General features: G+C 67.0%; 20 protein-coding genes. 10 read left to right on the top strand and 10 right to left on the bottom strand.

Annotation, left to right across the window (positions count from 1 at the left end; genetic code table 11):
• On the top strand, positions 1 to 115 hold a 115-nt coding region (locus FFS27_RS10865), incomplete at its 5' end, for a carbohydrate porin (protein WP_137952003.1).
• Positions 116 to 328: 213 nt separating this feature from the next.
• Entirely contained in the window at positions 329 to 1,180 is an 852-nt protein-coding gene (locus tag FFS27_RS10855) for a D-hexose-6-phosphate mutarotase (protein WP_003112064.1), read from the top strand.
• Positions 1,181 to 1,188: 8 nt separating this feature from the next.
• On the opposite strand, the gene FFS27_RS10850 is transcribed toward FFS27_RS10855, so the two are convergent.
• The gene (locus FFS27_RS10850) at positions 1,189 to 2,046 is read right to left on the bottom strand and encodes a MurR/RpiR family transcriptional regulator (RefSeq protein ID WP_003091466.1); all 858 of its coding nucleotides are present in this window, start codon (positions 2,044 to 2,046) and stop codon (positions 1,189 to 1,191) included.
• Positions 2,047 to 2,232: 186 nt separating this feature from the next.
• Between FFS27_RS10850 and zwf the strand changes: the two genes are divergently transcribed.
• From zwf to FFS27_RS10835, 3 genes are read left to right on the top strand one after another with little or no spacing between them, the layout of a single operon-like run.
• Positions 2,233 to 3,702: a glucose-6-phosphate dehydrogenase gene (gene zwf / locus FFS27_RS10845; RefSeq protein ID WP_003091465.1), complete on the top strand. Its 1,470-nt coding sequence runs from the start codon at positions 2,233 to 2,235 to the stop codon at positions 3,700 to 3,702.
• Positions 3,689 to 4,405, top strand: a complete 717-nt coding sequence (gene pgl / locus FFS27_RS10840) for a 6-phosphogluconolactonase (protein WP_137952002.1) — start codon at positions 3,689 to 3,691, stop codon at positions 4,403 to 4,405. Before zwf ends, pgl begins: the two co-directional genes overlap by 14 nt.
• A gap of 17 nt (positions 4,406 to 4,422) precedes the next feature.
• A complete protein-coding gene (locus FFS27_RS10835; protein WP_003138452.1) occupies positions 4,423 to 5,085 on the top strand; it encodes a bifunctional 4-hydroxy-2-oxoglutarate aldolase/2-dehydro-3-deoxy-phosphogluconate aldolase in 663 nt (220 codons plus the stop codon).
• Between the two features lie 89 nt (positions 5,086 to 5,174).
• On the opposite strand, the gene FFS27_RS10830 is transcribed toward FFS27_RS10835, so the two are convergent.
• Positions 5,175 to 5,612: an NUDIX hydrolase gene (locus FFS27_RS10830; RefSeq protein WP_003107683.1), complete on the bottom strand. Its 438-nt coding sequence runs from the start codon at positions 5,610 to 5,612 to the stop codon at positions 5,175 to 5,177.
• A gap of 147 nt (positions 5,613 to 5,759) precedes the next feature.
• Here FFS27_RS10830 and rluB point away from each other — a divergent pair, with 147 nt between their 5' ends.
• Entirely contained in the window at positions 5,760 to 6,920 is a 1,161-nt protein-coding gene (rluB, locus tag FFS27_RS10825) for a 23S rRNA pseudouridine(2605) synthase RluB (protein WP_003113439.1), read from the top strand.
• Positions 6,921 to 7,012: 92 nt separating this feature from the next.
• Positions 7,013 to 7,390, top strand: coding sequence for a hypothetical protein (locus FFS27_RS10815; RefSeq protein ID WP_003119714.1), 378 nt, complete (start codon positions 7,013 to 7,015; stop codon positions 7,388 to 7,390).
• A gap of 106 nt (positions 7,391 to 7,496) precedes the next feature.
• Here the strand turns inward: FFS27_RS10815 and FFS27_RS10810 are convergent, their stop codons facing one another.
• The 8 genes from FFS27_RS10810 to FFS27_RS10775 form a co-directional block, all read right to left on the bottom strand.
• Positions 7,497 to 8,420 (bottom strand): GGDEF domain-containing protein, encoded by a 924-nt coding sequence (locus FFS27_RS10810; RefSeq protein ID WP_003105929.1) that lies wholly within the window; start codon positions 8,418 to 8,420, stop codon positions 7,497 to 7,499.
• Between the two features lie 228 nt (positions 8,421 to 8,648).
• On the bottom strand, positions 8,649 to 9,863 hold the full coding sequence (gene gltS / locus FFS27_RS10805; RefSeq protein ID WP_003105930.1) for a sodium/glutamate symporter: 1,215 nt from the start codon (positions 9,861 to 9,863) through the stop codon (positions 8,649 to 8,651).
• Between the two features lie 38 nt (positions 9,864 to 9,901).
• Positions 9,902 to 10,837 carry a formimidoylglutamase gene (gene hutG / locus FFS27_RS10800; RefSeq protein WP_003091455.1) on the bottom strand — a complete coding sequence of 312 codons (936 nt, stop codon included), beginning with the start codon at positions 10,835 to 10,837 and terminating at the stop codon, positions 9,902 to 9,904.
• Positions 10,838 to 10,852: 15 nt separating this feature from the next.
• The gene (locus FFS27_RS10795) at positions 10,853 to 11,581 is read right to left on the bottom strand and encodes an IclR family transcriptional regulator (RefSeq protein ID WP_003091454.1); all 729 of its coding nucleotides are present in this window, start codon (positions 11,579 to 11,581) and stop codon (positions 10,853 to 10,855) included.
• 158 nt (positions 11,582 to 11,739) lie between these two features.
• A complete protein-coding gene (locus tag FFS27_RS10790; protein WP_003091453.1) occupies positions 11,740 to 12,480 on the bottom strand; it encodes a YciK family oxidoreductase in 741 nt (246 codons plus the stop codon).
• Between the two features lie 64 nt (positions 12,481 to 12,544).
• Positions 12,545 to 13,225, bottom strand: a complete 681-nt coding sequence (gene mupP / locus FFS27_RS10785; protein ID WP_003119716.1) for an N-acetylmuramic acid 6-phosphate phosphatase MupP — start codon at positions 13,223 to 13,225, stop codon at positions 12,545 to 12,547.
• Entirely contained in the window at positions 13,222 to 13,920 is a 699-nt protein-coding gene (gene ubiG, locus FFS27_RS10780; protein ID WP_003122245.1) for a bifunctional 2-polyprenyl-6-hydroxyphenol methylase/3-demethylubiquinol 3-O-methyltransferase UbiG, read from the bottom strand. Before ubiG ends, mupP begins: the two co-directional genes overlap by 4 nt.
• A 150-nt stretch (positions 13,921 to 14,070) precedes the next feature.
• Positions 14,071 to 15,405: a TRZ/ATZ family hydrolase gene (locus FFS27_RS10775; protein ID WP_003091450.1), complete on the bottom strand. Its 1,335-nt coding sequence runs from the start codon at positions 15,403 to 15,405 to the stop codon at positions 14,071 to 14,073.
• Positions 15,406 to 15,514: 109 nt separating this feature from the next.
• Here FFS27_RS10775 and mtnA point away from each other — a divergent pair, with 109 nt between their 5' ends.
• From mtnA to serC, 3 genes are all read left to right on the top strand, one after another.
• Positions 15,515 to 16,591 carry an S-methyl-5-thioribose-1-phosphate isomerase gene (mtnA, locus tag FFS27_RS10770; protein WP_003091449.1) on the top strand — a complete coding sequence of 359 codons (1,077 nt, stop codon included), beginning with the start codon at positions 15,515 to 15,517 and terminating at the stop codon, positions 16,589 to 16,591.
• 236 nt (positions 16,592 to 16,827) lie between these two features.
• A complete protein-coding gene (gyrA, locus tag FFS27_RS10765) occupies positions 16,828 to 19,599 on the top strand; it encodes a DNA gyrase subunit A (RefSeq protein WP_003091448.1) in 2,772 nt (923 codons plus the stop codon).
• A gap of 87 nt (positions 19,600 to 19,686) precedes the next feature.
• On the top strand, positions 19,687 to 20,628 hold a 942-nt coding region (gene serC, locus FFS27_RS10760; protein ID WP_137952001.1), incomplete at its 3' end, for a 3-phosphoserine/phosphohydroxythreonine transaminase.

Here is a 20,628-nt window from a genome sequence, read left to right as displayed (position 1 = left end):
TGTGACCGACTGGCTGACGGTGCGGCCGAACCTGCAATACATCAAGCAGCCGGGCGGGGTCGACGAGGTCGACAACGCGCTGGTGGCGGGGATCAAGATCCAGACGGTGTTCTGACCGTCGCGTTGCCTGCTCCGGTGTTGTGCCTGGGCCCGCCCGAGCGTTTCGGGCGGGCCGTTTTTTCCGGCGACCGCTCTTCCCGGCTGCCTGTTACAAACCGACTACGCTTTTCCTGTGCCGATCATTTGGGGCTTGCGTGCGAAATGTAGTAAAACTACACGGATGCACGCCCGGGCTTTCCGGGAAGGGGAGAGGGTAGGACAATCGGACATGCTTGAGCATCCGCTGCAGCGTTTCTTTCATTCCATGCGGGCCAAGCGACCGTTCGACTGGGTACGCTTCCAACGTCGCGATCTGCTGTTGATCGACCATCCGCTGTGCCAGGCCGTATTCAGTCGGCAAGGGGCGCAGCTCCTGCATTTCCAGCCGCAGGGCGAACGCCCGTTGCTGTGGTGCGCCAGCGAATGGCCGGCCCTCAGCAGTGCGCCGGTGCGCGGCGGCATCCCGGTCTGCTGGCCGTGGTTCGGCAGCCATCCGAACGGCAGCGAATGGCCGCAGCAGGGCTGGGCGCGGCAACGCGAATGGCGCCTGCTGGATGCCTACGCCGACGAAAGCAAGGTGGTGGTGAGCTGGCAACTGGACCTGGAGGACTGGCACGTGCGCCTCGATGCGCGCCTTGGCCAGCGCCTGGAGCTGGAGCTGTGCAGCTACCATGAGGAAGACGACGATTGCCTGTTCAGCTTCGCCCTGCAGCCCTACTGGCGGGTCGGCGCGCTGAGCCGGGTGGTGGTGCACGGCATGGAGCTGGAGTCGGCTCGCGGCCAGCGCGGCGCTTCGCGGATTCCGGGAACCTGGATACCGCGCGGCGCGGTCAAGCAGGTGCTCTACCATCCCGGATCGCTGGTGCTGGAGGACGGCGGCTGGAACCGCCGCTTGCGGATCGACAAGAACGTCAGCGCCGGCAGCGTGATCTGGCACCCCGGCAGCCGCCCGGTGGAGCAGGTCGAGCCGGGCGAAGCGGAACGCTTCCTCTGTATCGGCGCCGCTGGCTACCGCCCGGGTGGGCTGATCCTGGCGCCCGGCGAACGCATGCGCCTGAGTCTCGCCGCCGGCCTGCAATAGGCGGGCGGTCAGTTGTCCTCGTCGAGGGGATAGCGGGTCGGCACCAGGCTTTCCTTGATCCGCCGCAGGTGCGGCTGGAAGTCCACGCCGCGGCGCAGGGTCACTCCGGTGGCCAGTACGTCGAGCACGGTGAGCTGGACGATCCGCGAAGTCATCGGCATGTAGATGTCGGTGTCTTCCGGCAACGGGATGTCCAGGCACAGGGTGCTGGCCCTGGCCAGCGGCGAGCCGGCGGCGGTCAGGCCGAGCACCGAGGCGCCGTTCTCCCGCGCCAGGTGCGCCACCTCCACCAGCTCGCGGGTGCGTCCGGTATAGGAAATCACCACGAACAGGTCGCCGGTATGCGCCACCGAGGCGATCATCCGTTGCATCAGCACGTCGGCCTGGGCGCTCACCGCCAGGTTGAAGCGGAAGAACTTGTGCTGCGCGTCGAGCGCTACCGAGGCCGAGGCGCCGAGACCGAAGAAGTGGATCTGCCGGGCCTGGATCAACAGGTCCACGGCGCGGTCGATGACGCGTGGGTCGAGCAGCTTGTGGGCGCTGTCGAGGGAGGCGATGGTGTTGCTGAAGATCTTCCGTGTATAGGCTTCCGGCCCGTCGTCCTCGGCTACCGCCTGGGTCACGAAGGCAGCGCCGCTGGCCAGGCTCTGGGCCAGCTGGATCTTCAGTTCCGGATAGCCGCTCATGCCGAAGGAGCGACAGAAGCGGTTCACCGTCGGTTCGCTGACCGCTGCCGCCTGGGCCAGGGCGGCGATGCTGAAGCGGGTGGCCTGCTGCGGGTTCTGCAGGATGACCTCGGCGACTTTGCGCTCCGCCTTGTTCAGTTCGTCCAGGCGGCTCTGGATCTGCTCCAGCAGGTTTTTCATCCGGGTTCCTCGTGTTCTGTCGGCCCGGCGGGGAAGGGCCGGCGGCGGCGCCTATCCTAACGTCAGGCCGGCATGCGACCAACAGCGTGGCGGGCTGGGAAAAATATGTTGTTTAATTACTACATATTTGTCTTAATTGCGCAGTGGATGGCTCAATATCACTCAATATTTGGTTGGTAACAACAAATGCCTGATGTCCGCGTTCTGCCTTGCACGTTAGCGCTGTTCGGTGCGCTGGGCGATCTCGCCTTGCGCAAGCTGTTCCCGGCGCTCTACCAACTCGATCGCGAGAACCTGCTGCACCGCGATACCCGCGTCCTGGCCCTGGCCCGTGACGAAGGCGCTCCCGCCGAACACCTGGCGACGCTGGAGCAGCGCCTGCGCCTGGCGGTGCCGGCGAAGGAGTGGGACGACGCGGTCTGGCAGCGTTTCCGCGAACGCCTCGACTACCTGAGCATGGACTTCCTCGACCCGCAGGCCTATGTCGGCTTGCGCGAGGCGGTGGACGACGAACTGCCGCTGGTCGCCTACTTCGCCACGCCGGCCTCGGTGTTCGGCGGCATCTGCGAGAACCTCGCCGCCGCCGGTCTCGCCGAGCGCACCCGGGTGGTGCTGGAGAAGCCCATCGGTCATGACCTGGAGTCGTCCCGCGAGGTCAACGAGGCAGTCGCCCGGTTCTTCCCGGAAAGCCGCATCTACCGGATCGACCATTACCTGGGCAAGGAGACGGTGCAGAACCTGATCGCCCTGCGCTTCGCCAACAGCCTCTTCGAGACCCAGTGGAACCAGAACCACATCTCCCACGTGGAGATCACCGTGGCCGAGAAGGTCGGCATCGAAGGCCGCTGGGGCTACTTCGACCAGGCCGGGCAACTGCGCGACATGGTGCAGAACCACCTGCTGCAACTGCTCTGCCTGATCGCCATGGATCCGCCCAGCGACCTTTCGGCGGACAGCATTCGCGACGAGAAGGTCAAGGTGCTCCGCGCCCTCGAGCCGATTCCCGCCGAACAACTGGCTTCGCGCGTGGTGCGTGGGCAGTACACCGCCGGTTTCAGCGACGGCAAGGCAGTGCCGGGCTACCTGGAGGAGGAACATGCGAATCGCGACAGCGACGCGGAAACCTTCGTCGCCCTGCGCGTGGACATCCGCAACTGGCGCTGGTCGGGCGTGCCGTTCTACCTGCGCACCGGCAAGCGCATGCCGCAGAAGCTGTCGCAGATCGTCATCCACTTCAAGGAGCCGCCGCACTACATCTTCGCTCCCGAGCAGCGTTCGCTGATCAGCAACCGGCTGATCATCCGCCTGCAGCCGGACGAAGGTATCTCCCTGCAAGTGATGACCAAGGACCAGGGCCTGGGCAAGGGCATGCAATTGCGTACCGGCCCGCTGCAACTGAGTTTTTCCGAGACCTACCACGCGGCGCGGATTCCCGATGCCTACGAGCGTCTGCTGCTGGAGGTCACCCAGGGCAACCAGTACCTGTTCGTGCGCAAGGACGAGGTGGAGTTCGCCTGGAAGTGGTGCGACCAGCTGATCGCTGGCTGGGAACGCCTGAGCGAAGCGCCCAAGCCGTATCCGGCGGGGAGTTGGGGGCCGGTGGCCTCGGTGGCCCTGGTGGCCCGCGATGGGAGGAGTTGGTATGGCGATTTCTGAGTTGAAGCTGCCGGCCGGCGTCGGCCTGCAGGTCTGGGGCAGCGCCGCCGAGCAGGCCCGCGGCCTGGCCGCCGAGGTCGCCGGCCGGTTGCGCTCGGCGCTGGCCGAGCAGGGCCAGGCGCTGCTGGTGGTGTCCGGTGGGCGCAGTCCGGTGGCCTTCCTCGAAGCCTTGAGCGAGGAGCCGCTGGACTGGTCGCGGATCACCCTCAGCCTGGCCGACGAGCGCTGGGTGCCGGAGCCGCATGCCGATAGCAACGCCGGCCTGGTTCGCCGCCACCTGCTCCGTGGCGAGGCGGCGAAGGCGCGCTTCATCGGCCTCTACCAGCCGGCGGCGAGCCTGGAGGAAGCGGCCGAGCTGGCCGACCACCACCTGCACGAGCTGCCGTTGCCGATCGACGTGCTGGTCCTTGGCATGGGCGACGACGGCCATACCGCCTCGCTGTTCCCGAACAGCCCTGGCCTGGACCTGGCGATGGATCCCCAGGGCACGCGCCGTTGCCTGCCGATGTGGGCGCCGAGCGTGCCGCACCAGCGCCTGACCCTACCGCGCGCCGTGCTGGCGGCGGCGAAGGTGCAGCTGCTGGCGATCCAGGGCCAGTCCAAGCTGGCCACCCTGAACACCGCGCTGGCGGTCGAGGACGAACGGCGGATGCCGGTTCGCGCCTTCCTCCGCGCGCCGCTGACGATCCATTGGTACCCCTGAGTGGCGGAGCTGTAGCCATGCACAACCTTGAACAGAAGACCGCCCGCATCGACACGCTGTGCCGGGAGGCGCGCATCCTCCCGGTGATCACCATCGACCGCGAGGCGGACATCCTGCCGATGGCCGATGCCCTCGCCGCCGGCGGCCTGACCGCCCTGGAGATCACCCTGCGCACGGCACACGGGCTGACCGCCATCCGTCGCCTCAGCGAGGAGCGCCCGCACCTGCGCATCGGCGCCGGCACCGTGCTCGACCCGCAGACCTTCGCCGCCGCGGAAAAGGCCGGGGCGAGCTTCGTGGTCACCCCGGGATGCACTGACGAGTTGCTGCGCTTCGCCCTGGACAGCGAAGTCCCGCTGTTGCCCGGCGTGGCCAGCGCTTCCGAGATCATGCTCGCCTACCGCCATGGCTACCGCCGCTTCAAGCTGTTTCCCGCCGAGGTCAGCGGCGGCCCGGCGGCGCTGAAGGCGTTCTCGGGACCATTCCCCGATATCCGCTTCTGCCCCACCGGAGGCGTCAGCCTGAACAATCTCGCCGACTACCTGGCGGTACCCAACGTGATGTGCGTCGGCGGCACCTGGATGCTGCCCAAGGCCGTGGTCGACCGCGGCGACTGGGCCCAGGTCGAGCGCCTCAGCCGCGAAGCCCTGGAGCGCTTCGCCGAGCACCGCAGACACTGAGACTGCCCGCCTGGGCATGCCCGGCTTCGGCCGGGTTTTTTTATGCCGTCCGGATTATCCGGGGCATGGAACGGCTGACGTCATCGGCGTTATTCGCCGATGCGCCGGCGTTCCCGCAGATAGTCGCCGAGCCGGCTCTGCAGGTAGGGTACGGCCATGGCATGCGCGAGGTAGGCGTCCACCTCCATCAATCGCCAGTATTGTCCTTCGTCGCCGAAGCGGATGGCCTCGAATTCGCGGTCCTCCAGGCGCGCCACCAGGAAGTAGGCGAAGGGCGCGCTGCCGCTGGTGCTCGGATACTGTCGCTGCCATTCGATACGAGGTTCTTCCAGGCGGATGGAGAACTCTTCCTCGAGTTCGCGCAGGGCGCATTCGGCAGGCGTCTCCAGGCCCTCGCGGCCGCCGCCGGGAAAGTCCCAGTAGCCGGGGAAGGGAATGCCGGGTTTTTCGTCGCGTTTGTAGACGACCAAGTGGTCGCCATAGAACAGCGCCAGCTTGGCGCCGCTGAAGGGAGGGACATCGTGCACCGGGGCCTCCGGGTGGCGGGGTGGGTGAACCCGGCCTAGTCTAGCGGGATTGTCCGGGTTTCCGCCCGGGGACGGTGCTTTGTCCTGACGAAGCGCGTATGATGCGCGCCCTTCGATTCGTTGCCAGCCACACCGGGAGGTGCCCAGATGAACGATACCCCAGAGAATCCCCACGTACCGGTCGGGGAAAAACTGCAGAAAGTCCTCGCCCGTCTCGGCGTCGGTTCCCGGCGCGACGTAGAAGTGTGGATCGCCGAAGGTCGGGTCAACGTCAATGGCAGCGTGGCCAGCCTCGGCCAGCGGGTCGACAGCCACGATGCGATCACCGTCGATGGCCACCTGATCCGCCGCGAAGAGGCCGCCGAGAGTGTCCGTCGCGTGCTGATCTACAACAAGCCGGAAGGCGAGGTCTGCACCCGCGACGATCCGGAAGGCCGCCCGACCATCTTCGACCGCCTGCCGCGCCTGCGCACCGGTCGCTGGATCAATGTCGGTCGCCTGGACATCAATACCACCGGCCTGCTGCTGTTCACCACCGATGGCGAACTGGCCAACCGCCTGATGCATCCTTCCTATGAGATGGACCGTGAATACGCGGTACGGGTGCGCGGCGAGGTCACCGAAGAGATGATCGAGCGCCTGCTCAACGGCGTGATGCTCGAGGACGGCCCGGCCAAGTTCAGCGATATCCAGCAGGCGCCGGGCGGCGAAGGCTTCAACCACTGGTACCACTGCGTAGTGATGGAGGGCCGCAACCGCGAGGTGCGCCGGTTGTGGGAATCCCAGGGATTGGTGGTCAGCCGCCTGAAGCGAGTGCGTTTCGGCCCGGTGTTCCTGACCTCCGAGCTGACCATGGGCCGCTACCGCGAAATGGACCAGCGCGAAATCGACATCCTCAGCGAGGAAGTCGGCCTCAAGCCGGTGGCGCTGCCGGGCATGACCACCAAGGCGCGCGAGAAGGCCGAACGCCAGCAGCGCAAGCAGGCCCGTCCGCTGGCGCGCAGCGAGCGTCCGGAAGCCGGGCGCAAGCGTGCGCCAAGGCGCGAGGACGGCGAGAATGCCGCTCGTCGCGCGCCGGCTTCGCGTCCCGCGCGCGGTCCGCAGCCGAGCGCCGAGCGCAAGGGGCGCGAGCAGGGCACTCCGGTTGCCGAGCGGCCCCGCGAGAGCAACCGCAAGCCGCGCCCGAGCAAGCCGCGCGACGAGCGTCCGGCCAGCGCGCCGGGCGACAAGCCGGCGGCCCGCAAGCCGCAGGTCAAGCGGCGGCCGAAACCGGCCGGCGACGGTATGCGTCCGGGCTTCCGCCGCTGAGCGGAAAGCGCCCTGGAAAGGCCCCTTCGGGGGCCTTTTTCATGCCTGGGAATCGGTGTCTAATGGTCGCCCGCACACAAGGAGGTGGTGAAATGCACAGGATCCTGGCTATCGCGCTCTGCATGCTATGGAGCGTCGCCGGGCTGGCCGAGGATGCGGCGATGCCGGCGCAGAGCTGTGCAAGCCTTGGCGAGGCGACGGCCGGCCCCGAGGACAACTTCCGTCCGCCGCTGGAGGGCGAGGTGATCGACAAGGGGCGCGCCTATTTCCACAGCGCGCCGCGTGCCGACTGTGTCACCGGGGTCTTCGTGATTCCCGGCGACTTCATCACTGTCTACAAGCCGAGCGGCGAGTGGCTGAACGTCATGTACGTGGCTCGAGACGGCAAGGAAACCAGCGGCTGGCTGCTGGAGAAGCGCGTCCGCTTGCGCCAGGCCTATGGCGCCCCGGACGAGCCGGCGCAGCCATAAGCGGCAGGACCTTGGCGGAAACCGTAACTGCGCCGGTGAGAGCCGTTGCTACTGCCGTCGCCCGATGCGCCCGCTCCGCGCTTCGGGGTGTGCGAGTCGGCAAGCCTCAGGCGCAGCGCAGGCGGTTGCGGCCGTCGCGCTTGGCTTCGTAGAGCGCCTCGTCGACCCGTCGCAGCAGGTCGTCGCTGCCTTCGCCGGGCCGCAGGTCGGCGCAACCGAGGCTGATCGACAGCTTCAGCGGTTCGCCGGCGTGCCGGTAGTCCAGTTCCTCCACCGCCTGGCGCAGGCGTTCGCCGACCATGCAGGCAGCCTGCAGCGGCGTGCTGGACAGCAGGACGAGGAATTCCTCGCCGCCGAAGCGGAACACCATGTCGACATTGCGCAGGTGGTCCTTGATGGTTTCCGCCACGGCCTTGAGGGCTTCGTCGCCGACGGCGTGACCGTAGTGGTCGTTGACCCGCTTGAAGTGGTCGATATCGAGCATCAGCACCGAGAGCGGTTGCAGGTTGCGCCGGGCCAGTTCCAGTTCGCGGCCGAGCGCCTGGTCCATGGCGATGCGGTTGCCGGTGCCGGTCAGGGCGTCGCGCAGGGCGGTCTGGATCGCGGCGCGATAGAGCAGGGCGTTGCGCAGCGGGAACAGCAGGGTGCCGAGCAGGCTCTCCAGTTGCCGTTGTTCGTCTTCGCCGAGGCGCTGGCGGCGACGGAAGATCAGTTCGCCGAGGTAGTCGCTGTCATGGCTCAGGCGATAGCTCACCGAATGCTTGGCGCTGCTGCCGAACTCCAGGCGTAGGTCGGAGCCCGGATGGCGGTAGCCAAGGGCATCCAGCGGGATCAGTTGGCGGACTTCCTCGAAGAACAGGCCGAGAATCCGCTCCGCCTCCAGGCTGCTCTGCAACTGTAGGGTCAGTTGCTGGCGCAACTCCGTCAGGTTGCTGGCGCGCGGCCCGCTGGCGTTGCCGCCGGGCTGGGGGCCGCGCTTCTGCTTGGCGGCGTCGAAATCGATGGTATTGGACTGCTTGGGAGGAGCCATGCGCGGAACCTCTGGCGCGAAAGACGGCGACAGTAGGGCTAAGGCGAGTTTCGTGCCAGCCAACTGAAGAACGGAGAAATCAGAGGCACAGACAGGTTTTCCTAGGAATGGTTTCCACATTCTGTAGGAATTTCGGAGAGATTTCGACGGAATAATGGCGTTTTGCTGGCGAGTGGCCGAGGCGCTCGTCGGAAAGCTGGCGCTCCGCTAGCGGAGCGCCGCCATGGTTCAACTGAAGGCGTTGATGAACCAGGTGATCGCCGGGATGGCGACGAGATCGATCAGTACCGCGCCGCACAGGGGCACGATGATGAAGGCCTTGTGCGAGAACACCCGATAGTGCTCGCAGACCGCGCCCATGTTGGCCACCGCGTTGGGCGTGGCGCCCAGGCCGTGGCCGAGGAAGCCGGCGCAGAGCACCGCCGCGTCGTAGTTGCGGCCGAGCAGGCGGAACAGCACGAAGATCGTCAGCAGCAACAGCACCGCGACCTGGATGAACAGTACGCCGAGCAGCGGCAGGCCGAGGTTCTCCAGCTCCCAGAACTTCAGGCTCATCATCGCCATGGTCAGGAAGATGCCCAGGCAGACGTCGCCCAGGGTACCGACGGCGTGGTCCGGAATGCGCAGCCAGCCGAGCCGGTCGTCGAGGTTGCGCAGGACGATGGCGATGAACATCGCCCCGACATAACTGGGCAGCACCAGGCCCAGGCGTTCCTCGAGCGCGTCGCCGAGCCAGAAGCCGAGCACCATCACCAGCAGCACGCAGGTCAGCAGGCGCAGCAGGAGATTGCCGTCCAGCGTGGCCGCCGCATGCTGGCGTCGCTCCTGCTGCCCGAGGGCTTCCAGCCGATTGTCGCTTTCCGCCTGCACCGGCAGGCGGTTGCGTTCGATCAGCCAGCGCGCCACCGGGCTGCCGAGCAGCCCGCCAGCGACCATGCCGAAGGTGGCCGAGGCCAGCGCCACGGTGGTCGCGCCCTGGGCGCCGAGCCCTTCCGCAACCGGGCCGAAGGCCGCCGCCGCGCCGAAGCCGCCTTCCAGCGACACCGCGCCGGCCATGATCCCGAGCAACGGGTCGAGGCCGAGCAGTCCGGCGCTGCCTACGCCGATCAGGTTCTGCAGTATCGCCAGCGCCCAGCAGGCCGACAGGTAGACCAGCAGGGTCTTGCCGCCCTTGCGCAGCAGGCCGAGGCTGCCACCGAGGCCGACGGTGGTGAAGAACGCCACCATCAGGGGCGTCTGCAGGCTGGTGTCGAGGCCGATGTCGAGCCAGCCGCGATCCCTGAGCAGCCAGACCAGGAAGGCGAAGCCGAAGCCGGCGATCACCGGCGACGGTACGCACAGACGTGTCAGCCAGCGGCTGCGCTTCTTCAATTGGCTGCCGAGGGCGAGCAGGAGCAGGGCGAGGGCGGTGGTGGACAGGGCGTCCAGGTGCAATGTCGGCATGGCGTGGCTCTATTGTTGTTGTGTGGGCGAAAGGGCGATCAGTTGACCAGGCTGTCGACCAGGCGCGCGGCGATCCGGGCGGTGCGCTGGTCGCTATCGAGTTGCGGGTTGAGTTCGGCGATGTCGGCCAGGCGCAGCTTGCCGCTGGCCTTGGCGCGGCGGACCAGGTGCTCCACCACCGGCATCTCCACGCCGTGCGCCGAGGGCGCGCTGACGCCGGGCGCCTGGGCGGCCGGGAGCACGTCGAGGCAAACGGTCAGGTAGAGGTGGTCGACGGATTGCAGGAAGCTGTCGAGGAAGGCTTCGCTGCGTTCCAGGTTCCATGGCTGCAACTGACGGTCCAGCAGGTAGCGCACACCCAGGCGCTGGGCCTGGTCGAACAGGGCGGCGGTGTTGCTCAGGCGGCTGATGCCCAGGCAGCAGTAGGCGAACGGCCAGTCGCTGGCCTGGCAGAGTTCGGCGATCTGGCGGAACGGCGTGCCGGAGCTGGCCCGTTCGGCGTGGCGCAGGTCGAAATGCGCGTCGAAATTGAGGATACCGATGCGCGGCAGGCGCTCATGCCGACTCAAGTGGCGGGCGAGGCCGGCGAAGCTGGCATAGGCGATTTCGTGGCCGCCGCCCAGGCCGACCACCCGGTGGCCGCGCGCGAGCAGGTCGGCGACGCGTTGCGCGTAGCGTTCCTGGGCGGCTTCCAGGTCGTCGCCGGCGACGATGTCGCCGGCATCGTAGATCGCTTGCTCGCCGTGCCAAGCCAGGTTGGCCAGCGCGCGACGCAAGGCTGGCGGTCCGTGGCGCGCGCCCTGGCGACCCTGGTTGCGGCGCACGCCTTCGTCGCTGGCGAAACCGAGCAGCACGCTGGCCGCTTCGGCGTCGTCTGCGTAGGGACGCATCCATTGGTGCCAGCGCCGCGCGTCGGCGCCTTCCTGGCTATCGATCCGGCCTTGCCAGAGGCTCATGTCGGGGGCGGGGTACATCGAAACTCCTGTTGGTCAGTCCAGCCGCGCGGAAAGTCGCGCGGCGGCGTCGAGGGTCCATTGCCGCAAGCGTTCGCTGCGCGACTGGGCGCGCAAGGCGGGGGCCATCAGGCTGAGGGCGCCGTGCAGGCGCTGGCGGCTGTCCAGCAGCGGTACGCTGATGCCCCAGACGCCTTCGTCGATCTCGCCCTGGCTGACGGCGTAGCCCTGTTCGCGGATCAGCCGGAGTTCCTGCTCCAGCTTGTCGATACGCTCGGCGGAGAGTTCCTGGGCGAGGTACAGCTCCTCGCGCCGTTCGTCCTCCAGGTGCGCCAGCAGGGCTTTGGCCGAGGCGCCATGCAACAGCGGCTGCGCCAGCCCTTTCTGGTAGCAGCAGCGCAGCGGCTGCGGACTGTCGAACAGTTCCAGGCAGATCGCCTGCTGGTTGCTGGCCACCATCAGCGCCACGCTCTCCTGGCTCAGGTCGGCCAGGCGCTTGAGTTCCGGTTTGGCGAGACCGATCAGCGAGGCCTCGCGATCGAATTTCTTCGCCAGTTGCAGGCAGGCCGGGCCGGGCAGGTAGCGGCCCTGGCCGGCCTGTTCTTCGGCCAGGCCCCAGCGCAACAGGGTCTTCAGGTGCCGGTAGGTGCTGCTCAGCGGCTGCTCCAGGGTCAGCGACAGCTCCTTGGCAGACAGGGCTTCGGGAGCCTGGCCGAGGGCAATGAGGATCTGCAGCAGGCGATCGGTGGGGGAATGCTTCGACATGGGAACTCCTTGACCCACAGGGTGAAGGCGATTTCCCGGAAAATGAAACCACTTTCCCACTCAGTGGGAAAAATATGCAAAAGGAATGGGAAATTCCGGACGGGAAGAGGGAAGGGAAGGACAGGGCAGCCTCGCCGGGCGGCGAGGCTGCCGGGGAATCACTGGGCGTCGAAGGCCTGGCCGTTGACGCCGGCGCTGTCCGGCCCCATGAGGTACAGGTAGACCGGCATGATCTCCTCGCCGGTGGGGTTGTTCAGCGGGTTTTCCCCAGGGTAGGCGAGGGCGCGCATGCTGGTGCGGGTGGCGCCGGGGTTGACGCTGTTGGCGCGGATCGCGCTGGTACCGTCGAGTTCGTCGGCAAGGGTCTGCATCAGGCCCTCGGTGGCGAACTTCGATACCGAATAGGCGCCCCAGTAGGCGCGGCCCTTCCGGCCCACGCTGCTCGAGGTGAAGATGATCGAGGCGTCGCTGGAGAGCTTCATCAGCGGCAGCATGGCGGTGGTCAGCATGAACATGGCATTGACGTTCACCTGCATCACGCGCATGAAGTTCTCCCCGGAAATCTGCTGCATCGGCGAGCGCGGACCGAGGATCGAAGCGTTGTGCAGCAGACCGTCGATGCGCCCGAACTCGTTCTCCAGGGTTGCAGCCAGTTCCTCGAACTGGTGCGGCTGGGCGGTCTCCAGGTTGAACGGGATCACGGCGGCCTGCGGATGGCCGGCGGCCTCGATGGCGTCGTAGACCTCGTTCAGGTACTCCTCGGTCTTGCCCAGCAGCAGCACGGTGGCGCCGTGGGCGGCGAAGGTCTTGGCGGCGGCGGCGCCGATGCCGCGGCCGGCGCCGGTGACCAGGATCACGCGGTCTTTCAGCAGGTCGGGGCGGGCGGAGTACTGGAACATGTCGAATCCTTTGAATGCATGACCCGCCTGGCGGCGGGTCGTTGTCTGTCGGTGGCGCTGCGGATCAGCAGTCGCAGAGCGCGCGGTCGAGAACGTCGATGAGTTCGCGCGGGTGGTCGACGATCACGTCGGCGCCCCAGTGCGCGGGGTTGTCTTCGGGGTGGATGTAGCCGTAGCGCACCGCCGCGGTCTTGGTCCCGGCGTCGCGGCCGGATTCGATGTCGCGCAGGTCGTCGCCGATGAACAGCACCCTCGACGGATCGATGCCGAGCTGGCTACAGGCCAGTAGCAGCGGCTCGGGATCGGGCTTGCTGCGGGTCACGTGGTCCGGGCAGACCAGCACCCTGGAACGCTCGGCGTAGCCCAGGCGCTGCATGATCGGTTCGGCGAAGCGCACCGGCTTGTTGGTCACCACGCCCCAGATCAACCCGGCTTTCTCGATCGCCGCAAGCAGTTCGGGGATGCCGTCGTAGGGCCGGCTGAGAACCGCGCAATGCTCCTGGTAGCGGTCGAGGAACTCCTGGCGCAGGGGTTCCAGTTCCGGGCTGTCCAGCGACAGGCCGAAGGCCGCGGCAACCATCGCGCGCGCGCCGCCGGAGACCACGTCGCGCACCCGTTGCTCGTCCACCGGCGGCAGGCCGTGGGCGGCACGCATGGCCTGGGTGATGGCGATGAAGTCCGGCGCCGTGTCGAGCAGGGTGCCATCCATGTCGAACAGTACCGCTTTGAGCCGCATGCGCTTCACGCCTCCCGCTGGGTCTGGACCATGTAGTTGACGTCGACGTCGTTGGCCAGCTTGTAGTGCTTGGTCAGCGGGTTGTAGGTCAGGCCGATGATGTCCTTGACCTCGAGACCGGCCTCGCGCGACCAGGCGCCGAGTTCCGACGGACGGATGAACTTGCGGAAATCGTGGGTCCCGCGCGGCAGCAACTGGAGGATGTACTCCGCGCCGATCACCGCGAACAGGTAGGCCTTGGGATTGCGGTTGATGGTCGAGAGGAATACCTGTCCGCCCGGCTTGACCAGGCGGTGGCAGGCGCGGATCACCGAGGCCGGGTCCGGCACGTGTTCGAGCATCTCCAGGCAGGTGACCACGTCGAATTGCCCGGGCATTTCCTCGGCCATCTGCTCGGCGGTGATCTGCCGGTAGTCGACGGCGACGCCGGATTCCAGTTGGTGCAGGCGCGCCACCGCGAGCGGCGCTTCGCCCATGTCGATGCCGGTGACGCTGGCGCCGCGCTGGGCCATGGCTTCGCTGAGGATGCCGCCGCCGCAACCGATGTCGAGCACCTTCTTGCCGGCCAGGCCGGCGCGCTCGTCGATCCAGTTGACGCGCAGCGGGTTGATGTCGTGGAGCGGCTTGAACTCGCTCTCGCGGTCCCACCAGCGATGGGCCAGTGCCTCGAATTTGGCGATCTCGGCGTGGTCGACGTTGCTCATAATCGTTCCCGTTGAAGAGTGAAGCCTTTGGGGGAAGGGCCGCCGCGGCGGAATCCAATCCTTCATGTTGCCAGCTTTGGCAGAGGGATGGGGCCGGCGGCGGTTCGCCTTCCTATGTCAGTTTGTCGCAGCGGGCCGGCCCGCCGCGGTTCAGGACCTGTCGCTGGCGGCGATCTTCGCCCCCCATTCGCGGGCCCTGGCGATCAGGCGCTGTTCGTCGTGACGGAGCAGGCGGCCGTCGTCGAGCAGTTGCCTGCCGCCGACCCAGACATGCCGCACGCAGTCGCGGCCGCTGGCATAGATAAGTTGCGAAACCGGGTCGTAGACCGGTTGCTGGGCCAGGCCGGACAGGTCGAAGGCCACCAGGTCGGCGGCCTTGCCGGCTTCCAGGGAGCCGATCAGGCGCTCCAGGCCAAGCGCGCGGGCGCCGTTCAGGGTGGCCATGCGCAGCGCGCGGTGGGCGTCGAGGGCGGTGGCCTGGCCGTACACGGCCTTGGCCAGCAGCGCCGCGGTGCGGGTCTCGCCGAGCAGGTCGAGATCGTTGTTGCTGGCCGCGCCGTCGGTGCCGATGGCCACGTTGACCCCGGCCTGCCAGAGCTTCTCCACCGGGCAGAAGCCGCTGGCCAGCTTGAGGTTGGATTCCGGGCAGTGGATCACCGAGCTGTTGGTTTCCACCAGCATCGCCAGGTCGTCGTCGTCCACCTGGGTCATGTGCACCGCCTGGAAGCGCGGGCCGAGCAGGCCGAGGCGGTGCAGACGGGCCAGCGGGCGCTCGCCGTTGCGCTCCATGGCCTGCTCCACCTCGAAGGCGGTCTCGTGGACGTGCATCTGGATGCTGGCGTCGAGTTCCTCGGTGAGCACCAGGATCTGCTCCAGCTTGTCGTCGCTCACCGTATAAGGGGCGTGCGGGCCGAAGGCGATGCGGATGCGCGGGTGGTGCTTGAGGTCGTCGAACAGTGCCATGCCCTGGCGGATCGCCTCGGCGCTGTCGCGGGCGCCGGGGATCGGGAAGTCCAGCACCGGGATCGCCACCTGGGCGCGTACCCCGCTGTCATGGACCACGCCGCAGATGGCCTGTGGATAGAAGTACATGTCGGAGAAACAGGTGATGCCGCCCTTTACCTGTTCGGCGATGGCCAGCTCCGTGCCGTCGCGGATGAAGTCCTCGCTGACCCATTGGCCTTCGGCCGGCCAGATGTGGTCCTGCAGCCAGGTCATCAGCGGCAGGTCGTCGGCGAGACCGCGGAACAGACTCATTGCCGAATGGCCGTGGGCGTTGACCAGGCCGGGGGCGAGCAGCATGCCGGGCAATTCGCGGATTTCCGTGGCGCCATGGCGCATGGCCTGCTCGCGCGGCGCGACCAGGGCGATCTGGCCGTCGCGGATGCCCAGCGCGTGATCGCGCAGCACCACCCCGGCGGGCTCCACGGGGACGATCCAGGTCGGCAGCAGGAGGAGGTCGAAGGGGTTACGGACGTTGGGCATGGCGGCGCATCCTGGGCGCAGAGCGGGAAGCCGGAAGTATACCCGAGCGTCCGCGGCTGGGGCTCGTTATAATCCGCAGCTTTTCCGTGATTCAGCGAGAGGTGTGTGCATGCGAGAGCGACTGCTGGCGGCCGAGCGGGTCAAGGCGATCGAGTGGCGGGACGGTACGCTGCGGTTGCTGGATCAGCGCCTGCTGCCCCAGGAGGAGGTCTGGCTCGAACATGAGTCGGCGGCCGAGGTGGCCAAGGCCATTCGCGATATGGTCGTGCGCGGCGCGCCGGCCATCGGCATCAGCGCCGCCTACGGCATCGTCCTTGGCGCCCGCGCGCGCCTGGCGCAGGGCGGCGACTGGCGCGCCGCGCTGGAGGAGGACTTCCGCCTGCTGGCCGACTCGCGACCCACGGCGGTCAACCTGTTCTGGGCGCTGAACCGCATGCGCGACCGTCTGGAGCGAATGAAAGAGGGCGACCAGCCGCTGGCGGTGCTGGAAGCCGAGGCGATCTCCATCCATGAAAGCGACCGCGAGGCCAACCTGACCATGGCCCAGTTGGGCATGGAGCTGATCCGCAAGCAGCAGGGCAGCCCGCAGAACATCCTCACCCACTGCAATACCGGCGCCCTGGCGACCGGCGGGTTCGGCACCGCGCTGGGGGTGATCCGCGCCGCGCACCTGGAAGGCCTGGTCAATCGCATCTACGCCGACGAAACCCGGCCCTGGCTCCAGGGCTCGCGGCTGACCGCCTGGGAACTGGCCAACGAAGGCATCCCGGTCAGCCTGAACGTGGATTCGGCCGCCGCGCACCTGATGAAGACCGAGAACATCACCTGGGTCATCGTCGGCGCCGACCGCATCACCGCCAATGGCGATGTCGCCAACAAGATCGGCACCTACCAGTTGGCAGTCAACGCCATGCACCACGGCGTGCGCTTCATGGTGGTGGCGCCGAGTTCGACCATCGACATGAACCTGGAGAGCGGCGAGGACATCCCGATCGAAGAGCGCGACGGTCGCGAGCTGCTGGAAATCGGCGGGCGACGGGTAGCGGCCGAGGTCGATGCCTACAATCCGGTATTCGACGTGACCCCGGCGGACCTTATCGATGCCATCGTGACCGAGCGTGGCGTCGTCGAGCGTCCCGACGCCGAGCGCATGGCCGCCCTGATGAGCCGCAAGCGCCTGCATTGAACGAGGCGACTGGAGGTCGTCCCCGCCAGGGCCTTTGCCTTGGGCTGGGGCGTGGGCTGTGGTAAGCTCCGACGGTTATTCGAGCGCCCCGCGGAGGGGCCTCGAGAGTGCGCGAATCCTTGACTCAAGTCGTTGATTTGTAGTGAGTTGGCGCTGCTCGGGCATGCGCCGACCTACTTCGTTTGCCTCAGGATCGAGGCGGCGAAGTTCCACCAGAAAAAGGAACCAGGCTTCTCATGGGCGAACTGGCCAAAGAAATTCTCCCGGTCAATATCGAAGACGAGCTGAAACAGTCCTATCTCGACTACGCGATGAGCGTGATCGTCGGGCGGGCCCTGCCGGATGCACGTGACGGCCTGAAGCCGGTGCACCGCCGTGTGCTTTATGCCATGAGCGAGCTGGGCAACGACTGGAACAAGCCCTACAAGAAATCCGCCCGTGTGGTCGGCGACGTGATCGGTAAGTACCACCCGCACGGCGACACCGCGGTCTACGACACCATCGTGCGCATGGCGCAGCCGTTCTCGCTGCGCTACATGCTGGTAGACGGCCAGGGCAACTTCGGTTCGGTGGACGGCGACAACGCCGCAGCCATGCGATACACCGAAGTGCGCATGGCCAAGCTGGCCCATGAACTGCTGGCGGACCTGGAAAAGGAAACCGTCGACTGGGTGCCCAACTACGATGGCACCGAGCAGATCCCGGCGGTCATGCCGACCAAGATTCCCAACCTGCTGGTCAACGGTTCCAGCGGTATCGCCGTGGGTATGGCGACCAACATCCCGCCGCACAACCTCGGCGAAGTGATCGACGGCTGCCTGGCGCTGATGGACAACCCCGACCTGACCGTCGATGAGCTGATGCAGTACATCCCCGGTCCGGACTTCCCCACCGCCGGCATCATCAACGGCCGCGCCGGGATCATCGAGGCCTACCGCACCGGTCGCGGGCGCATCTACATCCGTGCCCGCGCCGTCGTCGAGGAGATGGAGAAGGGCGGCGGTCGCGAGCAGATCATCATCACCGAGCTACCGTACCAATTGAACAAGGCGCGGTTGATCGAGAAGATCGCCGAACTGGTGAAAGAGAAGAAGATCGAGGGTATTTCCGAGCTGCGCGACGAGTCCGACAAGGACGGCATGCGCGTGGTCATCGAGCTGCGTCGCGGCGAGGTGGGCGAGGTGGTCCTCAACAACCTCTACGCCCAGACCCAGCTGCAGAGCGTGTTCGGCATCAACGTGGTGGCCCTGGTCGACGGCCAGCCGCGCACGCTGAACCTGAAGGACATGCTCGAAGTGTTCGTCCGCCACCGCCGCGAAGTGGTGACCCGGCGTACCGTCTACGAGCTGCGCAAGGCCCGCGAGCGCGGGCACATCCTGGAAGGCCAGGCGGTCGCCCTGTCGAACATCGATCCGGTGATCGAGCTGATCAAGAGTTCGCCGACCCCGGCCGAGGCCAAGGAACGCCTGATCGCCACTGCCTGGGAGTCCAGCGCGGTGGAAGCGATGGTCGAGCGTGCCGGCGCCGACGCCTGTCGCCCGGAAGACCTGGATCCGCAGTACGGCCTGCGCGACGGCAAGTACTACCTGTCGCCGGAACAGGCCCAGGCGATCCTCGAGCTGCGCCTGCATCGCCTGACCGGCCTGGAGCACGAGAAGCTGCTCTCCGAATACCAGGAAATCCTCAACCTGATCGGCGAGTTGATCCGCATCCTGACCAACCCGGCGCGCCTGATGGAGGTGATCCGTGAGGAGCTGGAAGCGGTCAAGGCCGAATTCGGCGATGCTCGCCGCACCGAGATCGTGGCTTCCCAGGTCGACCTGACCATCGCCGACCTGATCACCGAGGAAGACCGCGTGGTGACCATCTCCCACGGCGGCTACGCCAAGTCCCAGCCGCTGGCCGCCTACCAGGCGCAGCGTCGCGGCGGCAAAGGCAAGTCCGCCACCGGGATGAAGGACGAGGACTACATCGAACACCTGCTGGTGGCTAACAGCCATGCGACCCTCCTGCTGTTCTCCAGCAAGGGCAAGGTCTACTGGCTGCGTACCTTCGAGATTCCGGAAGCCTCGCGTACCGCGCGTGGCCGGCCGCTGGTGAACCTGCTGCCGCTGGATGAGGGCGAGCGGATCACCGCGATGTTGCAGATCGACCTGGAGGCGCTGCAGCAGAACGGTGGCGCCGATGACGACCTCGACGAAGCCGAAGGCGCGGTGCTCGAGGGCGAGGTGGTCGAGGCCGCCGAGGTCGAGGAAGTCGAGGGCGAGACCGCCGAGCTGGTGGCCGAGCCGACCGGCGCCTACATCTTCATGGCCACCGCCTTCGGTACCGTGAAGAAGACCCCGCTGGTGCAGTTCAGCCGTCCGCGCAGCAGCGGCCTGATCGCGCTCAAGCTGGAAGAGGGCGACACCCTGATCGCCGCCGCGATCACCGATGGCGCCAAGGAAGTCATGCTGTTCTCCAGCGCCGGCAAGGTGATCCGCTTCGCCGAGAGCGTGGTGCGCATCATGGGCCGCAACGCCCGCGGCGTACGTGGCATGCGCCTGGGCAAGGGGCAGCAGCTGATCTCCATGCTGATTCCGGAGTCCGGGGCGCAGATCCTCACCGCCTCCGAGCGCGGCTTCGGCAAGCGTACCCCGCTGAGCAAGTTCCCGCGTCGCGGCCGCGGCGGCCAGGGGGTGATCGCCATGGTCACCAACGAGCGCAACGGCGCGCTGATCGCCGCGGTACAGGTCCAGGAAGGCGAGGAGATCATGCTGATTTCCGACCAGGGCACCCTGGTGCGGACGCGTGTCGACGAAGTCTCCCTGTCCGGCCGCAATACCCAGGGCGTAACCCTGATCAAGCTCGCCAGCGACGAGGTACTGGTCGGTCTGGAGCGTGTCCAGGAGCCGTCGGGCGGAGATGACGAGGACCTGCCCGAGGGCGAGGAAGCTGCCGAATCTCTGGGCGAGTCGGCCGAGTCCGAGTCCGAGCCCGCGGCGGAAGCGGAAGGCAACGAAGAGTAAGGCTCGGGGCGGGCGCCTGCGCCCGCCCGGCCGATGACCTCGGCGGATAACTCACGGCTATCCGCCCTACCTATAGCGAGAGTGGATGTGAGCAAGCGAGCCTTCAATTTCTGCGCCGGTCCCGCGGCGCTTCCCGACGCAGTTCTGCAACGTGCCCAGGCCGAGCTTCTCGACTGGCGGGGCAAGGGCCTTTCGGTCATGGAAATGAGCCACCGTAGTGATGACTACGTGGCCATCGCCAGCAAGGCCGAGCAGGACCTGCGCGACCTGCTCGACATTCCCTCGGACTACAAGGTGCTGTTCCTGCAGGGCGGCGCCAGCCAGCAGTTCGCCGAGATTCCGCTGAACCTGCTGCCCGAAGATGGCGTCGCCGACTATATCGATACCGGTATCTGGTCGAAGAAGGCCATCGAGGAGGCTCGTCGCTATGGCACCGTGAACGTCGCGGCCAGCGCCAAGGAGTACGACTACTTCGCCATTCCGGGTCAGAACGAGTGGACGCTGACCAAGGACGCGGCCTATGTGCACTACGCCTCCAACGAGACCATCGGCGGCCTCGAGTTCGACTGGATACCCGAGACCGGCGACGTGCCGCTGGTCACCGACATGTCCTCCGATATCCTCTCGCGCCCGCTCGACGTGTCCCGCTTCGGCCTGATCTATGCCGGGGCGCAGAAGAACATCGGCCCGTCCGGCCTGGTGGTGGTGATCGTTCGCGAAGACCTGCTCGGCCGCGCCCGCAGCGTCTGCCCGACCATGCTCAACTACAAGATCGCCGCGGACAACGGTTCCATGTACAACACCCCGGCGACCTACTCCTGGTACCTGTCCGGCCTGGTCTTCGAATGGCTGAAGGAGCAGGGCGGGGTGACCGCGATGGAGCAGCGCAACCGCGCCAAGAAGGACCTGCTGTACAAGACCATCGATGCCAGCGACTTCTACACCAACCCGATCCAGCCGAGCGCCCGCTCCTGGATGAACGTGCCGTTCCGCCTGGCCGACGAGCGTCTCGACAAGCCGTTCCTGGAA

The organism is Pseudomonas sp. 2VD, from assembly GCF_005503585.1.
In the GTDB taxonomy this organism is placed as follows: domain Bacteria; phylum Pseudomonadota; class Gammaproteobacteria; order Pseudomonadales; family Pseudomonadaceae; genus Pseudomonas; species Pseudomonas aeruginosa.
This window is presented reverse-complemented; position numbering and strand designations above follow the sequence as displayed.